At 59.3% G+C, this 19,984-nt stretch carries 19 protein-coding genes; 16 read left to right on the top strand and 3 right to left on the bottom strand.

Going from position 1 to position 19,984, the window contains the following annotated elements; genetic code table 11:
* Position 1 precedes the first annotated feature (1 nt).
* The 4 genes from BM007_RS01160 to BM007_RS01145 are packed head-to-tail and all read left to right on the top strand — an operon-like array spanning position 2 to position 3,822.
* A complete protein-coding gene (locus tag BM007_RS01160; protein WP_090416849.1) occupies positions 2–1,024 on the top strand; it encodes an ABC transporter permease in 1,023 nt (340 codons plus the stop codon).
* Entirely contained in the window at positions 1,021–1,914 is an 894-nt protein-coding gene (ddpC, locus tag BM007_RS01155; RefSeq protein WP_061715080.1) for a D,D-dipeptide ABC transporter permease, read from the top strand. Before BM007_RS01160 ends, ddpC begins: the two co-directional genes overlap by 4 nt.
* The gene (locus BM007_RS01150; RefSeq protein WP_090416847.1) at positions 1,914–2,900 is read left to right on the top strand and encodes an ABC transporter ATP-binding protein; all 987 of its coding nucleotides are present in this window, start codon (positions 1,914–1,916) and stop codon (positions 2,898–2,900) included. The genes ddpC and BM007_RS01150 overlap by 1 nt, the downstream gene beginning before the upstream one ends.
* Positions 2,893–3,822 (top strand): oligopeptide/dipeptide ABC transporter ATP-binding protein, encoded by a 930-nt coding sequence (locus BM007_RS01145; protein ID WP_048992331.1) that lies wholly within the window; start codon positions 2,893–2,895, stop codon positions 3,820–3,822. The genes BM007_RS01150 and BM007_RS01145 overlap by 8 nt, the downstream gene beginning before the upstream one ends.
* On the opposite strand, the gene BM007_RS01140 is transcribed toward BM007_RS01145, so the two are convergent.
* Complete coding sequence (locus BM007_RS01140; RefSeq protein ID WP_090416845.1) at positions 3,819–4,568, bottom strand: SDR family NAD(P)-dependent oxidoreductase; 750 nt, start codon at positions 4,566–4,568, stop codon at positions 3,819–3,821. The genes BM007_RS01145 and BM007_RS01140 overlap by 4 nt on opposite strands.
* A gap of 115 nt (positions 4,569–4,683) precedes the next feature.
* Here BM007_RS01140 and BM007_RS01135 point away from each other — a divergent pair, with 115 nt between their 5' ends.
* Positions 4,684–5,589 carry a LysR family transcriptional regulator gene (locus BM007_RS01135; protein WP_090416843.1) on the top strand — a complete coding sequence of 302 codons (906 nt, stop codon included), beginning with the start codon at positions 4,684–4,686 and terminating at the stop codon, positions 5,587–5,589.
* Between the two features lie 23 nt (positions 5,590–5,612).
* Here BM007_RS01135 and BM007_RS01130 read toward each other — a convergent pair whose 3' ends face one another.
* Positions 5,613–6,041: an OsmC family protein gene (locus tag BM007_RS01130; RefSeq protein ID WP_023311893.1), complete on the bottom strand. Its 429-nt coding sequence runs from the start codon at positions 6,039–6,041 to the stop codon at positions 5,613–5,615.
* 75 nt (positions 6,042–6,116) lie between these two features.
* On the bottom strand, positions 6,117–6,998 hold the full coding sequence (locus BM007_RS01125) for a LysR family transcriptional regulator (RefSeq protein WP_048992329.1): 882 nt from the start codon (positions 6,996–6,998) through the stop codon (positions 6,117–6,119).
* 110 nt (positions 6,999–7,108) lie between these two features.
* On the opposite strand from BM007_RS01125, the gene BM007_RS01120 reads away from it, so the two are divergent.
* From BM007_RS01120 to BM007_RS01070, 11 genes are all read left to right on the top strand, one after another.
* Positions 7,109–7,960: a Vmh family MBL fold metallo-hydrolase gene (locus BM007_RS01120; RefSeq protein ID WP_061715075.1), complete on the top strand. Its 852-nt coding sequence runs from the start codon at positions 7,109–7,111 to the stop codon at positions 7,958–7,960.
* Between the two features lie 234 nt (positions 7,961–8,194).
* The gene (bdm, locus tag BM007_RS01115) at positions 8,195–8,410 is read left to right on the top strand and encodes a biofilm-dependent modulation protein (RefSeq protein WP_013096534.1); all 216 of its coding nucleotides are present in this window, start codon (positions 8,195–8,197) and stop codon (positions 8,408–8,410) included.
* A 95-nt stretch (positions 8,411–8,505) separates the two neighbouring features.
* The gene (gene sra / locus BM007_RS01110) at positions 8,506–8,643 is read left to right on the top strand and encodes a stationary-phase-induced ribosome-associated protein (protein ID WP_008501714.1); all 138 of its coding nucleotides are present in this window, start codon (positions 8,506–8,508) and stop codon (positions 8,641–8,643) included.
* Between the two features lie 176 nt (positions 8,644–8,819).
* A complete protein-coding gene (locus BM007_RS01105; protein ID WP_024909550.1) occupies positions 8,820–10,517 on the top strand; it encodes an NAD-dependent malic enzyme in 1,698 nt (565 codons plus the stop codon).
* A 382-nt stretch (positions 10,518–10,899) separates the two neighbouring features.
* Positions 10,900–12,609, top strand: coding sequence for an ABC-F family ATP-binding cassette domain-containing protein (locus BM007_RS01100; RefSeq protein ID WP_061715074.1), 1,710 nt, complete (start codon positions 10,900–10,902; stop codon positions 12,607–12,609).
* A 196-nt stretch (positions 12,610–12,805) separates the two neighbouring features.
* Positions 12,806–13,816, top strand: coding sequence for an alcohol dehydrogenase AdhP (gene adhP, locus BM007_RS01095; RefSeq protein WP_032647362.1), 1,011 nt, complete (start codon positions 12,806–12,808; stop codon positions 13,814–13,816).
* Between the two features lie 150 nt (positions 13,817–13,966).
* A complete protein-coding gene (locus tag BM007_RS01090; protein WP_024909555.1) occupies positions 13,967–15,586 on the top strand; it encodes a TIGR04028 family ABC transporter substrate-binding protein in 1,620 nt (539 codons plus the stop codon).
* A gap of 10 nt (positions 15,587–15,596) precedes the next feature.
* On the top strand, positions 15,597–16,541 hold the full coding sequence (locus BM007_RS01085; RefSeq protein WP_090416841.1) for an ABC transporter permease: 945 nt from the start codon (positions 15,597–15,599) through the stop codon (positions 16,539–16,541).
* Positions 16,538–17,386, top strand: coding sequence for an ABC transporter permease (locus BM007_RS01080; protein ID WP_090416838.1), 849 nt, complete (start codon positions 16,538–16,540; stop codon positions 17,384–17,386). The genes BM007_RS01085 and BM007_RS01080 overlap by 4 nt, the downstream gene beginning before the upstream one ends.
* Positions 17,386–18,993 (top strand): dipeptide ABC transporter ATP-binding protein, encoded by a 1,608-nt coding sequence (locus BM007_RS01075; protein WP_090416836.1) that lies wholly within the window; start codon positions 17,386–17,388, stop codon positions 18,991–18,993. Before BM007_RS01080 ends, BM007_RS01075 begins: the two co-directional genes overlap by 1 nt.
* Positions 18,990–19,979 carry a putative FMN-dependent luciferase-like monooxygenase gene (locus tag BM007_RS01070; protein ID WP_090416835.1) on the top strand — a complete coding sequence of 330 codons (990 nt, stop codon included), beginning with the start codon at positions 18,990–18,992 and terminating at the stop codon, positions 19,977–19,979. Before BM007_RS01075 ends, BM007_RS01070 begins: the two co-directional genes overlap by 4 nt.
* The last annotated feature ends 5 nt before the right edge of the window (positions 19,980–19,984 follow it).

The raw sequence follows: 19,984 nt of genomic DNA, 5'->3' as shown, positions 1-19,984 counted from the left end.
TATGACGTTCTGGAGCATCGTGCGCCAGCGCTGCTGGGGGTTACTCCTGGTGGTGGCCGGTGTCTGTATTATCACTTTTATTATTTCACACCTGATCCCCGGCGATCCGGCCCGTCTGCTGGCCGGCGATCGCGCCAGCGACGAAATCGTGCAGAACATCCGCCAACAGTTAGGGCTGGATCAGCCGCTGTATATACAGTTTGGCCGCTATGTGGACGCTCTGGCCCACGGTGATTTAGGCACCTCCATCCGTACCGGGCGTCCGGTCGCTGAAGACCTGAAGGCCTTTTTCCCCGCCACGCTGGAGCTGGCCTTTTGTTCTCTGGTGCTGGCGCTGGTCATCGGCGTGCCGCTGGGGATTTTGTCGGCGGTATACCGCAACCGCTGGCTGGATCACCTGGTGCGTTTAATGGCGATGACCGGGATCTCCACCCCGGCCTTCTGGCTCGGTCTGGGCATCATAGTCCTGTTCTACGGGCATCTGCAGATCCTGCCGGGCGGCGGCAGGCTGGACGACTGGCTCGACCCGCCTGCCCACGTCACCGGGTTTTATCTGCTGGACGCGCTGCTGGAAGGTAACGGAGAGGTCTTTTTCAATGCGCTGCAGCACCTGATTTTGCCCTCGCTGACGCTGGCGTTTGTTCACCTGGGCATCGTGGCGCGTCAGGTCCGTTCCGCGATGCTGGAGCAGCTTAGCGAGGACTATATCCGCACCGCGCGCGCCAGCGGCCTGCCCGGCTGGTATATCGTCCTGCGCTACGCCCTGCCGAATGCGATGATCCCATCGATTACCGTGCTCGGGCTGGCGCTGGGCGATCTGCTGTACGGCGCCGTGCTGACCGAAACCGTCTTTGCCTGGCCGGGCATGGGCGCCTGGGTGGTGACCTCCATTCAGGCGCTCGATTTCCCTGCCGTGATGGGCTTTGCCGTCGTGGTTTCGCTAGCCTACGTGCTGGTTAATCTGGTGGTCGATCTGCTTTACCTGTGGATTGACCCGCGAATCGGGCGCGGAGGTGCCGAATGATGTTAACGCAGGAAACGCCCGTCCCGGTTAAAACCGCCAGACAACGCATCAACTGGGCAAAGCTGTTCTGGATGCTGCGTCAAAGCCCGCTCACGATCGTTGGCGGCGTCATTATGATGGCGATGCTCTTCCTGATGGTGACCTCACCCTGGATAGTCCCGCATGACCCGAACGCGCTGGATCTGACCGCCCGCCTGCAGGCGCCTTCTGCGCAGCACTGGTTTGGTACCGACGAGGTGGGCCGCGATCTGTTCAGCCGCGTGCTGACGGGCAGCCAGCAGTCGATTACCGCCGGGCTGGCGGTGGTGGTGATTGCGGGCGGCATTGGCTCGCTGCTGGGCTGTCTGTCCGGCGTGCTCGGCGGGCGCGGCGACGCCATCATCATGCGGATGATGGACATTATGCTCTCCATTCCCTCCCTGGTGCTGACCATGGCGCTGGCCGCCGCGCTCGGGCCGAGCCTGTTTAACGCCATGCTGGCGATTGCGATTGTCCGCATTCCGTTTTACGTCCGGCTGGCGCGCGGGCAAACCCTGGTGGTGCGCCAGTTTACCTACGTGCAGGCCGCCCGCACCTTTGGCGCGTCCCGCTGGCATTTGATCCGCTGGCATATCCTGCGCAACGCCCTGCCGCCGCTGATTGTGCAGGCGTCGCTGGACATCGGCAGCGCCATCCTGATGGCCGCCACGCTGGGGTTTATTGGCCTGGGGGCGCAGCAGCCCACCGCCGAATGGGGGGCGATGGTGGCCGTTGGCCGTAACTACGTCCTGGACCAGTGGTGGTACTGCGCGTTTCCCGGTGCGGCGATTTTGATTACCGCCGTGGGCTTTAACCTGTTTGGCGACGGTATCCGCGATCTGCTGGATCCGAAATCGGGAGGGAAACAGTGATGACAGACCCGGTACTCAAGATTGAAGACCTGCACCTGAGCTTCCCGATTTTTCGCGGCGAGGTCCACGCGCTGAACCACGTCTCGCTGGAAATCGGCAGGGGTGAAATTGTCGGCGTGGTGGGCGAATCCGGTTCGGGGAAGTCGGTGACCGCCATGCTCACCATGCGCCTGCTGCCGGAGGGCAGCTACCGCATTCATCATGGTCAGGTGAAGTTACTCGGCGAAAACGTCCTGACGGCGTCCGAGAAGCAGCTTCGCCAGTGGCGCGGCGCAAAGGTCGCGATGATTTTTCAGGAGCCGATGACTGCCCTCAACCCGACGCGGCGAATTGGCAAACAGATGGTGGAGGTGATCCGCCAGCATCAGCCGCTTTCCCGGCATGAGGCACAGCAGAAGGCGATTACCCTGCTGGAAGAGATGCAAATCCCGGACGCGAAACAGGTCATGGCGCGCTATCCGTTTGAACTGTCCGGCGGGATGCGCCAGCGGGTGATGATCGCCCTTGCCTTCTCCTGCGAGCCGGAGCTGATTATCGCCGACGAACCGACCACCGCGCTGGACGTCACCGTCCAGCTGCAGGTGCTGCGCCTGCTGAAGCACAAGGCACGGGCCAGCGGCACCTCGGTGCTGTTTATCAGCCACGATATGGCCGTGGTGTCCCAGCTCTGCGACAGAATGTACGTGATGTATGCGGGCAGCGTGATCGAGAGCGGTGCCACGCAAACGCTGATCCATCAGCCTGTTCATCCCTATTCCATCGGCCTGCTGCAGTGCGCGCCGGAAAACGGCCAGCCGCGCGCCCCGCTTCCCGCCATCCCCGGCACGGTCCCCAACCTCAGCGAGCTTCCGCAGGGATGCGCGTTCCGCGAACGCTGCTTTGCCGCCGGGGCGAAATGCAGCGAAACGCCGCGCCTGCAGCCCCATGGCGCAGAAGGCCAACAGGCTGCCTGCTGGTATCCACAACGGGAGAAACACCATGTCTGATGTACTGCTGGAACTGGATAGCGTGCACGTGAATTTTGCGGCACGTAAAAACTGGCTGGGCCGCGTGACGGAACAGGTCCATGCGCTCAACGGGCTCGACCTTGAGATCCGTCGGGGAGAAACGCTTGGCATTGTCGGGGAATCCGGCTGCGGGAAAAGCACGCTGGCCCAGCTGCTGATGGGCATGCTTAAGCCCAGCACCGGCGCCTGCCAGCGGGCGCACCACGCGGGCGGCATGCAGATGGTGTTTCAGGATCCGCTCTCCTCGCTCGACCCGCGCCTGCCGGTCTGGCGCATCATCACCGAGCCGGTATGGGTGCAAAAGCGCAGCAGCGAGCGCGAGCGCCGTCAGCTGGCTGAAAACCTGGCGCTGCAGGTGGGCATTCGCCCGGAATATCTCGACCGGCTCCCGCACGCCTTCTCCGGCGGGCAGCGCCAGCGCATTGCCATCGCCCGGGCGCTCTCGTCCGATCCGGATATTATCGTGCTCGATGAACCCACCAGCGCGCTGGATATCTCCGTGCAGGCGCAAATCCTCAACCTGCTGGTGACCCTGCAACAGCAGCGTAATCTGACCTACGTGTTGATCTCACATAACGTCTCGGTGGTCAGGCACATGAGCGACCGCGTGGCGGTGATGTACCTTGGGCAGATTGTGGAGCTGGGTAGCGCCGCGCAGGTGCTTGGCGAGCCGCGCCATCCTTACACCCGTCTGCTGCTCGACTCTGTTCCCCGCACCGGTGAACCGCTGGATGAGACGCTGACCTTACGCAAAACGGAGCTTCCCGGCAATCGCCGCCTGCCCGAAGGCTGTTTCTTCCGCGACCGTTGTCCAATGGCAACGCAAGGGTGTGAGCGTCCCCAGCCGTTACAGCCCTCACGCGAGGGCCGTGACGTCCGCTGCTGGCGCAGTGTGGGTTAAATTTGCGCCATCCCACCGTCCACGAACAGCTCGGTGGCGTTAATAAAGCTGGCCGCTTCGGAGGCCAGAAACGCCACCGCTTTACCCACCTCACCCGGCGCGCCTAAACGCCCCAGCGGCACCTGAGCGGCCAGCGCGTCGTAAAGCCCCTGACGGTGTTCTTCCGGCACCAGATCGCCGAGACCCGGCGTTTTGATTGGACCCGGACTCACCACGTTGACGCGGATCCCGCGGCCCTGCAAATCCAGCGCCCAGGAGCGGGCAAAGTTGCGCACGGCGGCCTTGCTGGCGCTGTAGACGCTAAAGTTTGCCGTCCCCTTAATGGACACCGTCGAGCCGGTCAGAATAATCGAGGATCCGGCGGACAGCAGCGGCAGCGCCTTCTGTACCGTAAACAGCACCCCGCGGACGTTGGTGCCGAAAATCCGGTCAAACTGCTCTTCGGTTATCGCGCCCAGCGGCAGCATATCGCCGCCACCCGCATTGGCGAACAGAATATCGAGGCGGCCTTCTTCTTTGGCTATCCGGGCATAGACTTCGTCCAGGTCCGCCAGTTTTGACACGTCAGCGCGAATGCCCACTGTCGTTGAAGCGATTTCAGCCACCGCCGCGTCCAGCTCGGCCTGACGTCGTCCGGTGATGTACACCTTCGCGCCCTGGGCCGCCAGCTCCTGCGCCGTGGCAAGACCGATGCCGGTGCTGCCGCCGGTGACCAGTGCGATTTTTCCTGAGAGAGTCGTGTTCATGTCATTTACCTTTTGTTGGGTTTGCGTTGGACAAACTTTAGCCCTTGCGGGATTAGTGAAAAACCGGCAAAAATGAAAATGACTATTCACACACAGAAATAATCAGGGGAGCCTAATGGACCAGCTAATGGCGATGCGCGCGTTTACTCGGGTGGTGGAAACCGGCAGCTTTACCCGCGCGGCGGACTCGCTGAACATGCCCATTGCCACCCTGAGCAAGCTGGTGAAAGCACTTGAGTCGCATCTTGAGATACGTCTCCTGCACCGGACGACTCGCCGGGTGGTCGCGACGCCGGAAGGGGCGGATTACTATGAAAAAGCGCTCAGGGTCTTGATAGATATCGAAGATATCGACACCGCGTTTCGCGTTTCCCGCGCGACGCCCAAAGGGCATTTGCGGGTTGACGTGGGCGGCTCCACCGCTCGGGACGTGCTTATTCCCCTGCTGCCGGATTTCATGCAGCGTTATCCGGAAATCCGCATCGACCTTGGGGTAGCCGATCGTCCGGTGGATCTTATCAGCGGTAACGTAGACTGCGTCATCCGCGGCGGCCCGCTGAACGACTCGACCCTCATCGCCCGCCATATTGGCAACGCCGAAATGGTTACCTGCGCGACGCCGGGTTACCTGAAAAACCATGGCGTTCCGGCCTATCCGCAGGAGCTGTGCAACGGGCACAAGCTCATTAGCTACCTCTCGCCCGTCACCGGGCGGGCATTTCCGTTTCGCTTCAGAGAGAACGGCGAGACGCTGGAAATCAATATTCCGCATTATCTCGGCGTAAACGAAAGTAATGCCCATCTGGCGGCTGCCGCAGCGGGACTGGGGATCGTTCAGACGTTTGAGTATTCGGCAAATGCGTATTTACAGGCGGGTACGCTGACGGCGATCCTGAGCGACTGGCGCCCTGCCGCCTATCCGTTTCATGTGGTTTACCCTCAGAACCGGCATCTGACGCACCGTCTTAAGGTGTTTATTGCGTGGCTGGCGGAGGTGTTTCCCGCCGCGCTGAAGGGATAGCCGGGCGTAAACCCGGCTGTGGCTTAGTTAAGTTTATAGTCCAGCGTAATCTCAGCCTTCAGGAGCTGCGATACCGGACAGCCCGCTTTGGCTTTCTGAATAATACCGTCGAACTGCTGTGGGGCGATGCCGGGAACGGTCACCTTGCTTTTCAGAGCTACCTTCGTAATAGCAAAGCCGCCGTCGGTTTTATCCAGAGAGACGTCCGCAGTGGTATCAATAGAGTCAGCGGTATAGCCCGCTTCGCCGAGCATCAGCGACAGCGCCATCGAAAAACAGGCCGCATGTGCCGCGCCGATCAGCTCTTCCGGGTTGGTCCCCTTTTCACCCTCAAAGCGGGTATTGAAACCATAAGGCTGCTGATTGAGAACGCCGCTCTCGGTGGAAACCGTCCCTTTACCGCGCTTAATGTCGCCAGACCAGTGTGCCGAACCGTGCTTATGAATAGTCATTCTTGCTCTCCTTTTGGCTTACAAAGGGTTAAGTATAGAAGGCTGTCCGGATTCTGCGGGCAAGACAGACGAGTCTTAGTCACTGAGTAAATGGTGCGCCAGCGCGTCAAGGAACACCCGCAGCGCGGCAGGCTGGTATTCACGGGACTGATAAATGCCATGGATGGCCAGCGGTTTCGGCTCCAGTGTCTCCAGTACCGGCACCAGTATTCCCTGCGCCAGCGCGGTTCGCGCCTCACGCTCCGGCAGCATAGCGATACCGCAGTGCTTAATCGCCGCATCCATCAGCAGCGAAGAGATGCTGGCGCTCAGGTTGCCGCTGACGGCCACGCTCAGGCTCTCGCCTTCCGGCGTCAGGAAGTGCCAGGACTGCCCGGCGAAAAAGCTGTAGTGCAGGCAGTTGTGCTGCGCTAATTCTTCGGGGCTGACGGGGGTACCGTGCTGCGCCAGATAGTCCGGCGAGGCGCAAAGCACCGAGCGACATTCCCCCAGCCGGCGGGCAATCATGCCGGGTTCAGGGTTATCCGTAATGCGCACGGCGACGTCGATGCGCTCTCCCACCAGGCTGACCGGGTGGTTATTCACGTCCAGCTCAATGCGCAACTGTGGGTAGCGCGAGAGCAGACCGGGCAGTACCGGCGCAATCAGGTGCATCGCGGTAAAGTGCGCGCAGGCCACCCGCAGCGTGCCGGACGGGAGATCTTTCTCCGACTGGCCTTCAATTTCCTGCGAAATCTGCGAGAGCGTCCGCGTTTTTTGCAGCACCTTTTCCCCTGCCGCGGTCAGCGTCAGCTTGCGCGTGGAGCGGTTTACCAGCCGCGTTCCCGCCCACTTTTCCATTTGTTCAAGGTAGCGGCTCACCATCGGTCGGGAAATGCCCAGCGCGCGGGCCGCCGCGCTCAAGCTTCCCAGCTCGCATATCCGGTTGTAGACCTGAGCGGCGATAACGCGATCCATATAAGCTCCATTTGCTCGATTTATGAAACTAAGCATGTCCTGTTTCAGGAATTCTGGCAAATGCGAATATCCGTACAATAGAGACATTCCTGAACAACAGAGACAACAGCATGAAATTCACTCACCTTGCCCTGCTTTCCACGCTTTTCACTCCGGCTGTTTTTGCCGCGCCGTTGAGCATTGATACCTATAACCCGCAGGAGAAAGGCATTTTCGCGGTCTCCTCCACGCTGGTTTCCGGCCCGAAAGAGGCGGTGCTGTTTGACGCGCAGTTCAGCGTGAAGGATGGCGAAGCGCTGGTAGAGAAAATTCGTCAAAGCGGTAAGACCCTGAACAAGATTGTGATCACCTCCGGCGATCCGGATTTCTATTTTGGCCTGCAGCCGCTGGTCAAAGCCTTCCCGAACGCCAAAGTGGTGGCCACGCAACACGTGGTTGACCACATCAAGGCCACCAAAGACGCCAAGCTCGCCTTCTGGGGTCCGCAGATGAAAGACGGCGCGCCAACAGAGCTGGTCGTCCCGCAGGTGCTCGCCTCCACCACGTTTATGGTGGACGGGGAAAAGATCGATATCGAAGAGCCTGACAGCTACGCGGCCTATGTGTGGATCCCGTCAGCGAAAACCATCCTCGGCGGCACCGGGGTAGCCTGGGGAATTCACGTCTGGACGGCAGACACCCAGACAGCGGAAAGCCGTAAGCAGTGGCAGGAAACGCTGGTGAATATGGCGGCGCACAAACCCGAGCGCGTCATCCCGGGTCACTATCTGGGCACCCCGCCAGCCGGGACGGGGGCGATTGATTTTACCCGTGACTATCTCCAGCGCTTTGAAAAGGCCTTATCCGTTCATAAAGATTCTGCAGGCGTCATCAGCACCCTGAAAAAACAGTATCCGAACCTGGCTGAAGAGAGCTCGCTGGAATTAAGCGCCAAGGTGAATACCGGCGAAATGAAGTGGTAATGTAAACTCTGCTCCTGCTATATTTTCGTGATAGCAGGAGCACCGTTATAATATCCTCTCAACGCCACTTCAATTTACCCCCCCTCATTTCAAAAGCACACAAAAGCATACACTTATGTCATTTTTATTTCTAAGATGAATCTGAGCCACAACCGGGAAAATATTTGCCATTCTGTTTATGAATTAAATTTTTTGCGAGCCGTACCATTAAACAGACAACGACACGGAGGCAGCATGTTTACTTATTACCCGGCTAATACCGCAGCAGCACAACCTGAACTCGTTAACGCGATTGCGCAGGGTCTTCACGCCGAGCACGGTGCTGTGACTGAAGATGACATTTTGATGGAACTGACCAAGTGGGTGGAATCCACAGATAATGACATCCTCAGTGACATCTACCAGCAGACCATTAACTACGTAGTCAGCGGGCAAAACGCACCCTTGTAAAAACCTGCTAAGCTGGATCTGCAACCTAAGGGGTTACATTTCGTTTGCGTAAGCAAACTGGTCCTTAAAACTATCAACAGGATTGAGGAGTTAACATGAAATCGAACCGTCAGGCACGCCATATTCTGGGACTGAACTACAAGCTTTCTAATCAGCGTAAAGTGGTGATTGAAGGCGACCATGAAACGCAGGTCACTCACGCCACCGGCAGAAAACGCCACGCGGGCAAGTAAGTTCCAGACTGAGATCCAGAACACCATCGGTAATCCCGATGGTGTTTTTGTTTATGTGTTGCGGTAATTAATATTTAGCTCCTTTATAATACCGCCTGACCGCCTCCCAGCGCACAGGCCAGAAAGATGACAAACAGCAGTGTCAGGGACGGATCTTCATAAAAAGAGTGAGTGACATGGACAACAAACTGAAAAAACATCGTTCCTTATACATCCCATACGCCGGACCGGTTTTACTCGAATTCCCCCTGCTCAACAAAGGCAGCGCCTTCAGCATGGAAGAGCGCAGCAGCTTTAACCTGCTTGGCCTGCTGCCGGAAGTGGTTGAGACCATTGAAGAACAGGCGGAGCGCGCGTGGATCCAGTATCAGGGTTTCAAAACCGAAATCGACAAACACATCTACCTGCGTAACATTCAGGACACCAATGAAACCCTCTTCTATCGCCTGGTGCAGAACCATCTCGAAGAGATGATGCCGGTGATCTACACCCCGACGGTGGGTGCGGCCTGTGAGCGTTTCTCAGAGATCTACCGTCGTTCACGCGGGGTATTCATCTCTTATCAGAACCGTCACAACATGGACGATATTCTGCAGAACGTGCCGAACCACAATATCAAAGTGATTGTGGTGACCGACGGCGAACGTATTCTCGGCCTCGGCGACCAGGGCATTGGCGGGATGGGGATCCCAATCGGTAAGCTCTCTCTCTACACCGCCTGCGGCGGCATCAGCCCGGCGTATACCCTGCCGGTGGTGCTGGACGTTGGCACCAACAACCAGCAGTTGCTCAACGATCCGCTCTATATGGGCTGGCGCCACCCGCGCATTACCGACGATGAGTACTATCAGTTTGTCGACGATTTCATTCAGGCCGTGAAGCACCGCTGGCCGGACGTTCTGCTGCAGTTTGAAGACTTCGCGCAGAAAAACGCGATGCCGCTGCTGAACCGCTATCGCGATGAGATCTGCTCTTTTAACGATGACATCCAGGGCACCGCATCCGTGACCGTGGGTACGCTTATCGCCGCCAGCCGCGCAGCCGGCAGCCAACTGAGCTACCAGAAAATCGTCTTCCTGGGCGCAGGCTCTGCGGGCTGCGGTATTGCCGAGCAGATTATCGCCCAGACGCAGCGCGAAGGGTTAAGCGAAGAGCTGGCCCGCTCCCGCGTCTTTATGGTTGACCGTTTCGGCCTGCTGACCGACGGTATGCCAAACCTGCTGCCGTTCCAGACCAAGCTGGTGCAGAAACGCGAAAACCTGAAAAACTGGGATACCGACAACGAAGTCCTTTCCCTGCTGGACGTAGTGCGCAACGTGAAGCCGGATATTCTGATCGGCGTTTCCGGGCAAACCGGTCTCTTTACCGAAGAGATCATTCGCGAGATGCACAAGCACTGCGAGCGCCCTATCGTGATGCCGCTTTCCAACCCGACCTCCCGCGTGGAAGCGACGCCGCAGGACATCATCGCGTGGACCGAAGGTAACGCGCTGGTCGCGACCGGCAGTCCGTTCGATCCGGTGGTGTGGAAGGATAAAACCTATCCGATTGCCCAGTGCAACAACTCGTACATCTTCCCGGGCATTGGTCTGGGGGTGATCGCCTCCGGCGCGTCTCGCATTACCGACGAAATGCTGATGTCGGCGAGCGAAACCCTTGCGGGTTACTCTCCGCTGGTCAATGACGGAGAAGGGCTGGTGCTGCCGGAACTGAAAGACATTCACAAGGTGTCGCGCGCCATCGCGTTTGCGGTAGGTAAAATGGCGCAGCAGCAGGGCGTGGCGGTGAAAACCTCTGCCGACGCGCTGCAGCAGGCCATCGACGACAACTTCTGGAAGCCTGAATACCGCAGCTATCGCCGTACGTCGATTTAATCCGCTCTGCCCGGTGGCGCTTCGCTTACCGGGCCTACGGGCTGGCTGTTTTCCCTCTCCCTGTGGGAGAGGGTCAGGGTGAGGGCAACAAACCGCACCATCGAATACCCACTAGCCAAACCCCTTTTCCCCCGCTACACTCCCTTTATCCATTAACCCACTGAATATATAAGGAGGCCAATTATGCTGTACTGTGAAATTTTCAATGTTTCACATACATTTGGTGATCGCACCAGCTCAAGCGTTATCGGTATCGTGCTGCGATAACTTCTGCTTGAGCGAAGACACCAACCCCTGAAATCCCTTCTCTCGGGCTTACTGAGTTATCGTCAGCGATGTTTGACGAGGCATAAACATGCCTGTAACTCTTGGGTAAGCAACAATGAGCACTTTACTCACTGCACAATCTTTACGCGTTGATACGGCGTTTGGCACGCTCTTCGACTCACTCTCCTTTACGCTGAAAAAAGGCGACCGCATTGGCCTGCTGGGCGACAACGGCTGCGGCAAAAGTACGCTGCTGAAGGTGCTGGACGGCACGGATTCCCCTGCCGCCGGAACGGTAGCACTGGCCGGGCACTGCCTGATGGCGCGCGTGGAGCAACATCTCCCGGACGCTATTTTTCCGCTGACCATGCTGGATGCCGTCCTGGCCCAGTTGCCCTCAACTGAACGGGACAGTCTGCGCTGGAAAGCCGAAACGCTGCTGGCAAGCATGGGCTTCACGCCGCAGGATATGATGCTGCAATCCGCCACGCTGAGCGGCGGGCAACACACCCGCCTGCTGCTGGCGAGGGCGCTGATTCACGAGCCGGATCTACTCCTGCTGGATGAACCCAGCAACCACCTGGACCTGCCGACCATGCTCTGGCTGGAACACTTCCTACAGAACTGGTCGGGCAGCTTTGTGCTGGTCTCGCATGACAGACAGCTGCTGGATGCCGTCACCAACGGCAGCTGGATCCTGCGCGATAAAACGCTGCACTACTTCGCCCTTCCCTGCACGGCCGCCCGCAAGGCGCTTGAAGCAAAGGATGAAAGCGATGCCCAGCGCCACAAGGCCGAGCAAAAGGAGATCGATCGCGTGACCGCCAGCGCGAAGCGGCTGGCGACCTGGGGCAAGGTTTACGACAACGAAGACCTGGCCCGCAAAGCCAAACAGATGGAAAAACAGGTCGAACGGCTGAAGGAGAGCCAGACGGCGCTCACGGCAGGCAGCCAGTGGACGTTAACCCTTCGCGGCGACGCGCTGCGGGCTGACCGTCTGCTGGAGATGGAAAATCTCAGCGTCCCGCCTGCGCCCGGGCTACCGCCGCTGTTTAACATCGACATGGCGCGGCTGAAAAGCGGCGATCGCGTGGCGATTGTCGGGCGTAACGGCTGCGGCAAATCGTCGCTGATGAGGCTTATCTGGCAACAATTTGCTGATGAGTCCGCAGACAGCGGGTTGAAAATCCATCCGCGCGTGTCGCCAGGTTATTACGACCAGACGCTTCATCAGCTGCCGGATGACGCCACGCTGCTCGACGCGCTGGAACCTTTCGCGCCGGATCCGCAGAACCGCAAAATGGCACTGATAAGCGCGGGTTTCCCGTGGGCGCGTCACGGGCAAACGGTCAGCACGCTCAGCGGTGGCGAGCGCTCGCGCCTGTTGTTCGTTGGCCTGACGCTCGCCCGCTATAGCCTGCTGATGCTGGATGAGCCGACCAACCACCTCGACATGGAAGGCAAAGAGGCGCTGGCGCACACTCTTCAGCAGTTCGAAGGCGGCGTCCTGCTGGTCAGCCACGATCGTCAGCTAATTAGCCAAAGCTGCAACCGTTTCTGGCTGATTGAAGAGGGAAAGCTGAGCGAGTGGCACGATGCAGAAGCGGTGTTTGAGCGTCTGCGTGAAAGCGCGGGGCTTATGACATCCGCTGCGCCCGCTGTCGCCGCGACGATTCAATCCTCGCCGTATGACGATCTGCTGGAGCGGCTGGTCGCGCTGGAAACGCTGTTGGAAGACGATCTGGCGCGTAAGCCGAAGCATCAAAAGCCGCAGCTACAGGCGCAATGGCGTAAAGAGATAGAGGAGATAGAAGCACAGCTGTAAGTCTGCGCCCGGCGATCATCTCGCCGGGCCAGAATTTTCCCCCTTAATTATTAGAGGAACGCCGTATTCTTAATCTGAAATCGAATCAAATGATGACATTATGTTGCCGCAGCCTTGCATTACCAGGCTAATGTATTAATCCTTAAGAGGTACTACACCTGCTATGCAGATTCTTATCATGAACAAGGAGATACACATGAAGGCTGCTGTTGTCACTCAGGATCACCAGGTCAACGTTACCGAAAAAACCTTACGCCCGCTAAAGCATGGGGAAGCCCTGCTGAAGATGGAGTGCTGTGGCGTATGCCATACCGACCTCCACGTGAAGAACGGTGATTTCGGCGATAAAACCGGGGTTATCCTGGGCCATGAAGGGATTGGTATCGTAAAAGAAGTCGGCCCTGGCGTGAAGTCGCTGAAAGTCGGCGACCGCGCAAGCGTGGCCTGGTTCTTTGAAGGCTGTGGCCACTGCGAATACTGTAATACCGGCAACGAAACCCTGTGCCGTGACGTGAAAAACGCCGGTTACTCCGTCGACGGCGGGATGGCGGAAGAGTGCATCGTCACCGCAGATTACGCGGTAAAAGTGCCGGACGGTCTGGATTCGGCGGCGGCCAGCAGCATCACCTGCGCTGGCGTCACCACCTATAAAGCAGTGAAGGTGTCGGGTATTAAACCGGGCCAGTGGATTGCGATTTACGGTCTGGGCGGGCTGGGCAACCTCGCGCTGCAGTACGCCAAAAACGTCTTTAACGCCAAAGTCATCGCCCTTGACGTTAACGACGAACAGCTGAAGCTGGCGGCCAGCATGGGTGCGGATCTCACCATCAACTCCCGCAGCGAAGATGCCGCTAAAATTGTGCAGGAGAAAACCGGAGGCGCGCATGCCGCAGTCGTCACTGCCGTCGCAAAAGCCGCCTTCAACTCAGCCGTTGATGCCGTGCGTGCCGGTGGCCGCGTGGTGGCCGTTGGTCTGCCGCCGGAAGCCATGAGCCTCGACATTCCGCGCCTGGTGCTGGACGGCATTCAGGTAGTGGGTTCGCTCGTCGGTACCCGTCAGGATCTGCAGGAAGCCTTCCAGTTCGCCGCTGAAGGCAAGGTCGTGCCGAAAGTCACGATGCGCCCGATCGAGGACATCAACGCCATCTTTAAAGAGATGGAACAGGGCCAGATCCGCGGCCGTATGGTGATTGACCTGCGTTCATAATCATCCACCGTTCAATTACCGCTCCTGACAGGGGCGGTTTTTTTATAGCCATTTTCCGGCAATCCTTATCTTAATTCCTTTGTTCCCTTGTTTTCCCCCGCGCCCGATGATGAATCCGACGCTAACAAGAAGATAACAAAGGAATTCACCATGCAAACCCCATTTCGTCTGCCGCTGCTGACGGCGCTGATTCTGACGACAACCGCAGCCTGGTCCGCGGATGCGCCCGTCAAAGGCGGCACGCTGATTTATCTGGAGCAACAGGCGCACACCAACCTCTATCCGCCTGCCGGTGGCTTTTACCCGAACGGCGGCATTCTGAACCAGATCACCGACAAACTGACGTGGCAGAACCCAAAGACGCTGCAGGTGGAACCGTGGGTAGCCGAAAGCTGGACCACCAACGCCGATAAAACCGAATACACCTTTAAAATTCGCCCCGGCATCACCTTCTCCGACGGCACGCCGCTGGACGCCAACGCCGTAGCAAAAAACTTTGATACCTACGGCTTAGGTAACAAGGCGCAGCGACTGCCGGTGTCAGAAGTGATCAATAACTACGATCGTAGCGAAGTCATCGACCCGCTGACCGTGAAGTTCTACTTCAAAAAACCGTCGCCTGGGTTCCTGCAGGGCACCGCCACAATCGGGTCGGGCCTGGTCTCGCTCAGCACGCTGAAGCGCAACTTTGAAGAGCTGGGTGACGCCCGGCATATCATTGGCTCTGGCCCGTTTGTGGTGAAGGACGAGAAGCTGGGTCGCGAAGTGACGCTGGAAGCGCGTAAGGACTACCAGTGGGGGCCCAAAAATCTGGCGCAGCAGGGGCCAGCCAATCTTGACGGCATCAAGTTTATCGTGACTCAGGAAGACAGCGTGCGCGTCGGCGCCCTGCTGGCCGGTCAGGCCGACTTTATTCGCCAGGTGCAGGCGTATGACGAAAAGCAGGCGACAGACCAGGGCTATAAAATCTACGCCGCCCCGACGCGCGGGGTGAATGACAGCATCAGCTTCCGCCCGGATAACCCGCTGGTCTCTGATATTCGCGTACGCCAGGCGCTGCTGCATGCCACCAATGCAAAGCAGGTGGTCGAGACCCTCTTCTCGGCCAACTATCCGCAGGCGAAGTCGGTGATTGCCGATTCCGCCGCTGGCTTTGTCGATCTCAGCGATAAATTGACCTTTGACCCGGCTAAAGCCAACCAGCTGCTGGACGAGGCGGGCTGGAAAGCGGGTGGCGACGGGATCCGCGCCAAAGACGGCCAGCGGCTGGCGCTGACGGTGTATGAATCCCTGCCGCAGCCACAAAATAAAGAGGTGCTGCAGCTGGTTGCCCAGCAGTGGCGACAGGTGGGCGTGGCGCTGAGCGTTAAAGCCGGTGACGCAGGCAGCCGCACGCTGGATAACCTTGATCCGCTGAAAACCCCGTTAACCGTCTCCGAAGTTGGCCGCGCCGATCCGGACGTGGTGAAAAGCATGTTCTACCCCGCTAACCGCGACGCGCTGCTGCAAAAAGGCGGCTCCAGCGACAAGGTCAAAAGCTTCCGTGACGACAAGCTGAATGAACTGCTGGTGAACATTTCTGCTGAAGTCGATCCGAAAAAACGCCTGCAGCTGACCGGCGATGCCCAGCGCTACCTGCTGGATAACGCCTACGTCATTCCAATTTTCGAAGAGCCGCAGGTCTTTGCCGGTGCGCCGTGGCTGAAAGGCGTCAATTTTGAAGCGGTCGGCCGCCCGTCGTTCTACGGCGCGTGGATTGAGAAACACTGAGGAGCTGACGATGCGCCACGCACTTCTTCAACGCTTTGGGCACGGGCTGCTGGTACTGTGGGCCGCCTTTACCCTCTCGTTCGTGTTGCTCCAGGTGCTGCCGGGCGACGCGGTGCTGATTAAATTTCAGAACCCGGACCTGGGCTTGAGCCCGACGCAAATCGAGGAGATGCGCGTGGCCTATGGCGCGGACAGCCCGCTGTGGCAGCAATACGGCCATACGCTGCTGGCGATGCTGCGCGGGGATTTCGGCTATTCGTTACAGGCAGGGGTGCCGGTCAGCGAGCTGATTGCCAGCAATCTGCCGGAAACCCTGAGCCTCGCCCTGCCCGCGTTTGTACTCGCAGTCCTGCTGGCGTTTGCGCTGGCCTTTGCATCGCGCCTGCCGGGTTTGCGCTGGCTGAGTAATACCCTGCAGTCGCTGCCGGTCCTGTTTATCTCTTTACCGACGTTCTGGCTGGGGATTGCCCTCATCCAGCTCTTTTCTTTCCAGCTGCGGCTGATTCCGGTGATTAACCCGACGCCGCTGCAGGGGCTGATCCTGCCGATTGTGACCGTCGCGATCCCGATTTCCGCCCCGCTGGCGCAAATTCTGATGCGCAGCCTGGACCAGGTGGCGACGCAGCCGTTTGTCGCCGTCGCCCGGGCCAAAGGGCTGAGTGAAACCGCCGTCCTGTGGCGTCACGTTACCGGCAACGCCCTGCTGCCGGTCCTGAATATTGCCGGATTGCTGCTGGGCGAGCTGATTGCCGGGGCGCTGATCACGGAAACCGTTTTTGGCCGCAGCGGGCTCGGGCAGCTGACCCAGCAGGCGGTAAATAACCAGGATATCGCCGTGCTTCAGGCGGTCGTGATGATTTCCGCCCTCGGTTTTGTCCTGATCAATCTGCTGGTGGATCTGCTGATGCCTCTGTTGGATCCCCGCCTGCAAACCGTTACCGGAGGTGCATCATGAGTCTGGTCGATTACGCTGCCGCCGCGCGAAAACGCGTTCCAGCGTGGCAGGGAGTGGAATGGCAGCCCGGACTGTGGCTGGCATGGGCGGTGATTATTATCGCTCTTTTTGCCGCCGTGGCGCCCGGCCTGTTAACCCACTACAGCCCGATTGAGGGCATCGCCGGCGCACAGCGCCTGGCGCCTCAGGCGGGCCACTGGCTCGGCACCGATCAGCTTGGCCGCGATGTTTACACCCGTATTATTTATGGTGCGTCCCACTCCCTGAGCGCGGCGCTCGCTGCCGTCACGATGGGGCTGGTGGTGGGCACCGGTCTGGGGGGCATCGCCGGGGCGTTCGCCGGACGCGTCGAGTCTCTGCTGATGCGTTTCGTCGACGTGCTGTTGTCCATCCCGTCTCTGCTGCTCTCGCTGACGGTCATTATTCTGCTCGGGTTTGGCACCCTTAATGCCGCCATTGCCGTCGGCGTTGCCTCCATTGCCAGCTTCGCCCGCCTCGCGCGCGGTGAAGTGGTGCGCATCCGCCACACGGATTATGTCGAGGCGGCGTTTGGCAGCGGTGGGACGTTCCTGGCGGTGCTGTGGCGACACATCCTGCCCAACGCGTTAACCGCCGTCCTCGCCTTTGCCACGCTGCAGTTTGGTCAGGCCATCCTGGCGCTCTCCACGCTGAGTTTTCTCGGTTACGGCACCCCGCCGCCCGTGCCGGAATGGGGCTTATTGATTGCCGAAGGCCGTAACTATCTCTCTACCGCCTGGTGGTTAACCACCTTCCCCGGCGTCGTCGTCATCGCCGTGGTGCTGGCCACCAATCGTATCAGCCAACAGTTCAGCGGAGGTCGCTAATGACCGTTCTCTCAGTGGAAAATTTGACGATCAGCTACCGCACCGCACGCCAGTGGAGAGAGGTGGTGCATAACGTCAGCTTCACGCTCGGGCGAGGGGAAATGCTGGCGTTTGTCGGTGAATCCGGATCCGGTAAAACGACCACGGCACAGGCGATTATTGGTCTGCTGGCCGATAACGCCCGCCGTGATGCGGGAAAAATCGTGCTCAACGGCGAGGAGATTAGCCGGTGGTCCGCTAAACGTCTCGATACCCTTCGCGGGGCGCGAATTAGCCTGGTTCCGCAGGATCCGGGTAATTCACTAAACCCGGTGAAGACCATTGGCGCGCAGGTCGGAGAGATTATTCAGCTACACCAGAAAGTGACCCGCGCCGAGCGCGACGAGCAGGTGCTCGCCCTGCTGACAAAGGTCGGCCTGAGCCACCCCGAACAGCGCATGACGCAGTATCCCCATCAGCTCTCCGGCGGGATGAAACAGCGCGTGTTGATTGCCATCGCCATTGCCCTGCGCCCGGACGTGATCGTTGCCGATGAGCCCACCAGCGCGCTGGATGTGACGGTGCAAAAACGCATTCTCGATCTGCTGGATATCCTGCGGCGGGAATCGGGCACTGCCGTTCTGTTTGTCACCCACGATCTGGCGCTTGCCGCCCAGCGCGCGGACAGGCTGCTGGTTTTTCGCGATGGCGAAATTCAGGAGCAAGGCAGCACCGTCGATATTGTCCGTACGCCGCAGCACGCCTACACCCGTCAGCTGCTGAGCGATCTCCAGGGCCAGCGCCTGACTATTGCCCCGGTATCAGGTCTTCCGCTCGCGTCACCGGCCATTCGCGCCCGCGCCATCAGCAAACAATTCTCGCTGGGCAAAGGTCATCAGCTTCAGGCGCTGGATCGGGTGACGTTTGACGTCAGGCGCGGCAGTACGCATGCGCTGGTCGGTGAATCCGGCTCCGGGAAGACCACCCTCGCCCGTATTTTGCTGGGTTTTGAACAGGCCGACAGCGGACAGGTCATCATTGACGATATTGATGCCACCACGCTCAGCCGCGAGGCCCGACGTCAGCTGCGCCAGAAGATCCAGTTTGTCTACCAGAACCCGTTTGCCTCTCTCGACCCGCGTCAGACGCTGTATGACATCATCGAAGAGCCCCTGAAGAACTTTTCTCGCCTCGCTAAGGCGGAGCGAAAGGTTCGGGTGGAGACCGTGGCCCAGCGGGTTGCCCTGCCCGTCGAACTCCTGGGCCGCACCGCCCGGGAACTTTCAGGCGGACAGCGTCAGCGCGTGGCCATCGCCCGGGCGCTGATCCTGGAGCCGACCATTCTGGTGCTGGACGAAGCCACCTCGGCGCTGGACGTCACCGTGCAGGCGCAGATTCTGGCTCTGCTTCAGCAGCTGCAGCAGCAGCTGGGATTAACCTACCTGTTCATCACGCACGATCTGTCTACCGTCCGCCGGATCGCCCACAGCGTCACGGTGCTGCGCAGCGGTCAGGTGGTCGAACAGGGCGACGTCGGAACCTTATTCGCATCTCCGCAGAACGATTATACCCGCGAGCTGATTGACGCCATTCCCCATTTTTCACCCGCTACGGAGGAGTTCGCATGACGCGAAAACGCCTGGGATTTTTCACCCGCCTGCTTGACGACGCCACGCCGAAGGAGCGCTATCGTCTGGCAACTGAACAGATCCGCCACGCCGAACGCCACGGTTTTGACAGCGCCTGGATTGCGCAGCACCACTTTCACGAAACTGAAGGCGGACTGCCGTCGCCGCTGCTGTTTCTGGCGCACGTAGCCGCACATACCGAAACCATCCGCCTGGGTACGGCCATCATTACCCTGCCGATGGAAAACCCGCTCCGCGTCGCAGAAGATGCCGCCGTGCTCGATTTACTCGCCAATGGCCGTCTTGAAGTCGGTTTTGGTTCGGGCGGCACGCCGACCTCATTTCTGCCGTTCGGCCTGACGTTTGAGGAGCGCGGCGCGGCCTTTGCCGACCATTTGCATGTGATTCAAAGCGCCTGGCGCGGGGATTCGCTCACCCATCCGGATAACCACCTTTACCCGCCAGCGCCACAGCTGGCCGACCGTATCTGGATTGCCACCTTTTCGGTCGACGGTGCCGTTCGCGCCGCGCAGGCCGGACACGGTTTAATGCTCTCCCGCACGCAGCCGCGCCCGGCAGACCAGTTGGATTTAACGCTCGACGCGATCCAGAACCCTATTGTGGATGCCTACCTTGAGGCGCTGCCCGCGGGCATCGCACCGCGCATTCTGGCTTCCCGTACGGCATTCGTCGCCGACAGCGACGACTATGCGCTCAAGGTCGCCACACCGGGTCTGACGAAACAAGCCCAGCAGCATCGCGCCGCCGGGCACGCGGTTAAAGGTGACACCGTCACCGATTTTCGTCACCAGTTCGACGCCCATATCGGTTCGCCCGAGACGGTGCTGCGCTCGCTGCAGGCCGATTCCGTTCTCCGGCGCGCCACGGACATCTCATTCCAGGTCCATTCGGTCGAGCCCACCCATCGCGACACCTTGCGCTCCATCGAACTGATCGCTGAACATATTGCCCCCCATATACGTTGAGGAGA

The organism is Enterobacter sp. NFIX59 (genome assembly GCF_900113755.1).
In the GTDB taxonomy this organism is placed as follows: domain Bacteria; phylum Pseudomonadota; class Gammaproteobacteria; order Enterobacterales; family Enterobacteriaceae; genus Enterobacter; species Enterobacter pseudoroggenkampii.
This window is presented reverse-complemented; position numbering and strand designations above follow the sequence as displayed.

What these genes read in the sequence shown, in the direction of transcription:
- BM007_RS01160 (WP_090416849.1), top strand. Translation starts at nt 2, where the DNA reads ATGACGTTCTGGAGCATCGTGCGCCAGCGCTGCTGGGGGTTACTCCTG.
- ddpC (WP_061715080.1), top strand. Translation starts at nt 1,021, where the DNA reads ATGATGTTAACGCAGGAAACGCCCGTCCCGGTTAAAACCGCCAGACAA.
- BM007_RS01150 (WP_090416847.1), top strand. Translation starts at nt 1,914, where the DNA reads ATGACAGACCCGGTACTCAAGATTGAAGACCTGCACCTGAGCTTCCCG.
- BM007_RS01145 (WP_048992331.1), top strand. Translation starts at nt 2,893, where the DNA reads ATGTCTGATGTACTGCTGGAACTGGATAGCGTGCACGTGAATTTTGCG.
- BM007_RS01140 (WP_090416845.1), bottom strand. Translation starts at nt 4,568, where the DNA reads ATGAACACGACTCTCTCAGGAAAAATCGCACTGGTCACCGGCGGCAGC.
- BM007_RS01135 (WP_090416843.1), top strand. Translation starts at nt 4,684, where the DNA reads ATGGACCAGCTAATGGCGATGCGCGCGTTTACTCGGGTGGTGGAAACC.
- BM007_RS01130 (WP_023311893.1), bottom strand. Translation starts at nt 6,041, where the DNA reads ATGACTATTCATAAGCACGGTTCGGCACACTGGTCTGGCGACATTAAG.
- BM007_RS01125 (WP_048992329.1), bottom strand. Translation starts at nt 6,998, where the DNA reads ATGGATCGCGTTATCGCCGCTCAGGTCTACAACCGGATATGCGAGCTG.
- BM007_RS01120 (WP_061715075.1), top strand. Translation starts at nt 7,109, where the DNA reads ATGAAATTCACTCACCTTGCCCTGCTTTCCACGCTTTTCACTCCGGCT.
- bdm (WP_013096534.1), top strand. Translation starts at nt 8,195, where the DNA reads ATGTTTACTTATTACCCGGCTAATACCGCAGCAGCACAACCTGAACTC.
- sra (WP_008501714.1), top strand. Translation starts at nt 8,506, where the DNA reads ATGAAATCGAACCGTCAGGCACGCCATATTCTGGGACTGAACTACAAG.
- BM007_RS01105 (WP_024909550.1), top strand. Translation starts at nt 8,820, where the DNA reads ATGGACAACAAACTGAAAAAACATCGTTCCTTATACATCCCATACGCC.
- BM007_RS01100 (WP_061715074.1), top strand. Translation starts at nt 10,900, where the DNA reads ATGAGCACTTTACTCACTGCACAATCTTTACGCGTTGATACGGCGTTT.
- adhP (WP_032647362.1), top strand. Translation starts at nt 12,806, where the DNA reads ATGAAGGCTGCTGTTGTCACTCAGGATCACCAGGTCAACGTTACCGAA.
- BM007_RS01090 (WP_024909555.1), top strand. Translation starts at nt 13,967, where the DNA reads ATGCAAACCCCATTTCGTCTGCCGCTGCTGACGGCGCTGATTCTGACG.
- BM007_RS01085 (WP_090416841.1), top strand. Translation starts at nt 15,597, where the DNA reads ATGCGCCACGCACTTCTTCAACGCTTTGGGCACGGGCTGCTGGTACTG.
- BM007_RS01080 (WP_090416838.1), top strand. Translation starts at nt 16,538, where the DNA reads ATGAGTCTGGTCGATTACGCTGCCGCCGCGCGAAAACGCGTTCCAGCG.
- BM007_RS01075 (WP_090416836.1), top strand. Translation starts at nt 17,386, where the DNA reads ATGACCGTTCTCTCAGTGGAAAATTTGACGATCAGCTACCGCACCGCA.
- BM007_RS01070 (WP_090416835.1), top strand. Translation starts at nt 18,990, where the DNA reads ATGACGCGAAAACGCCTGGGATTTTTCACCCGCCTGCTTGACGACGCC.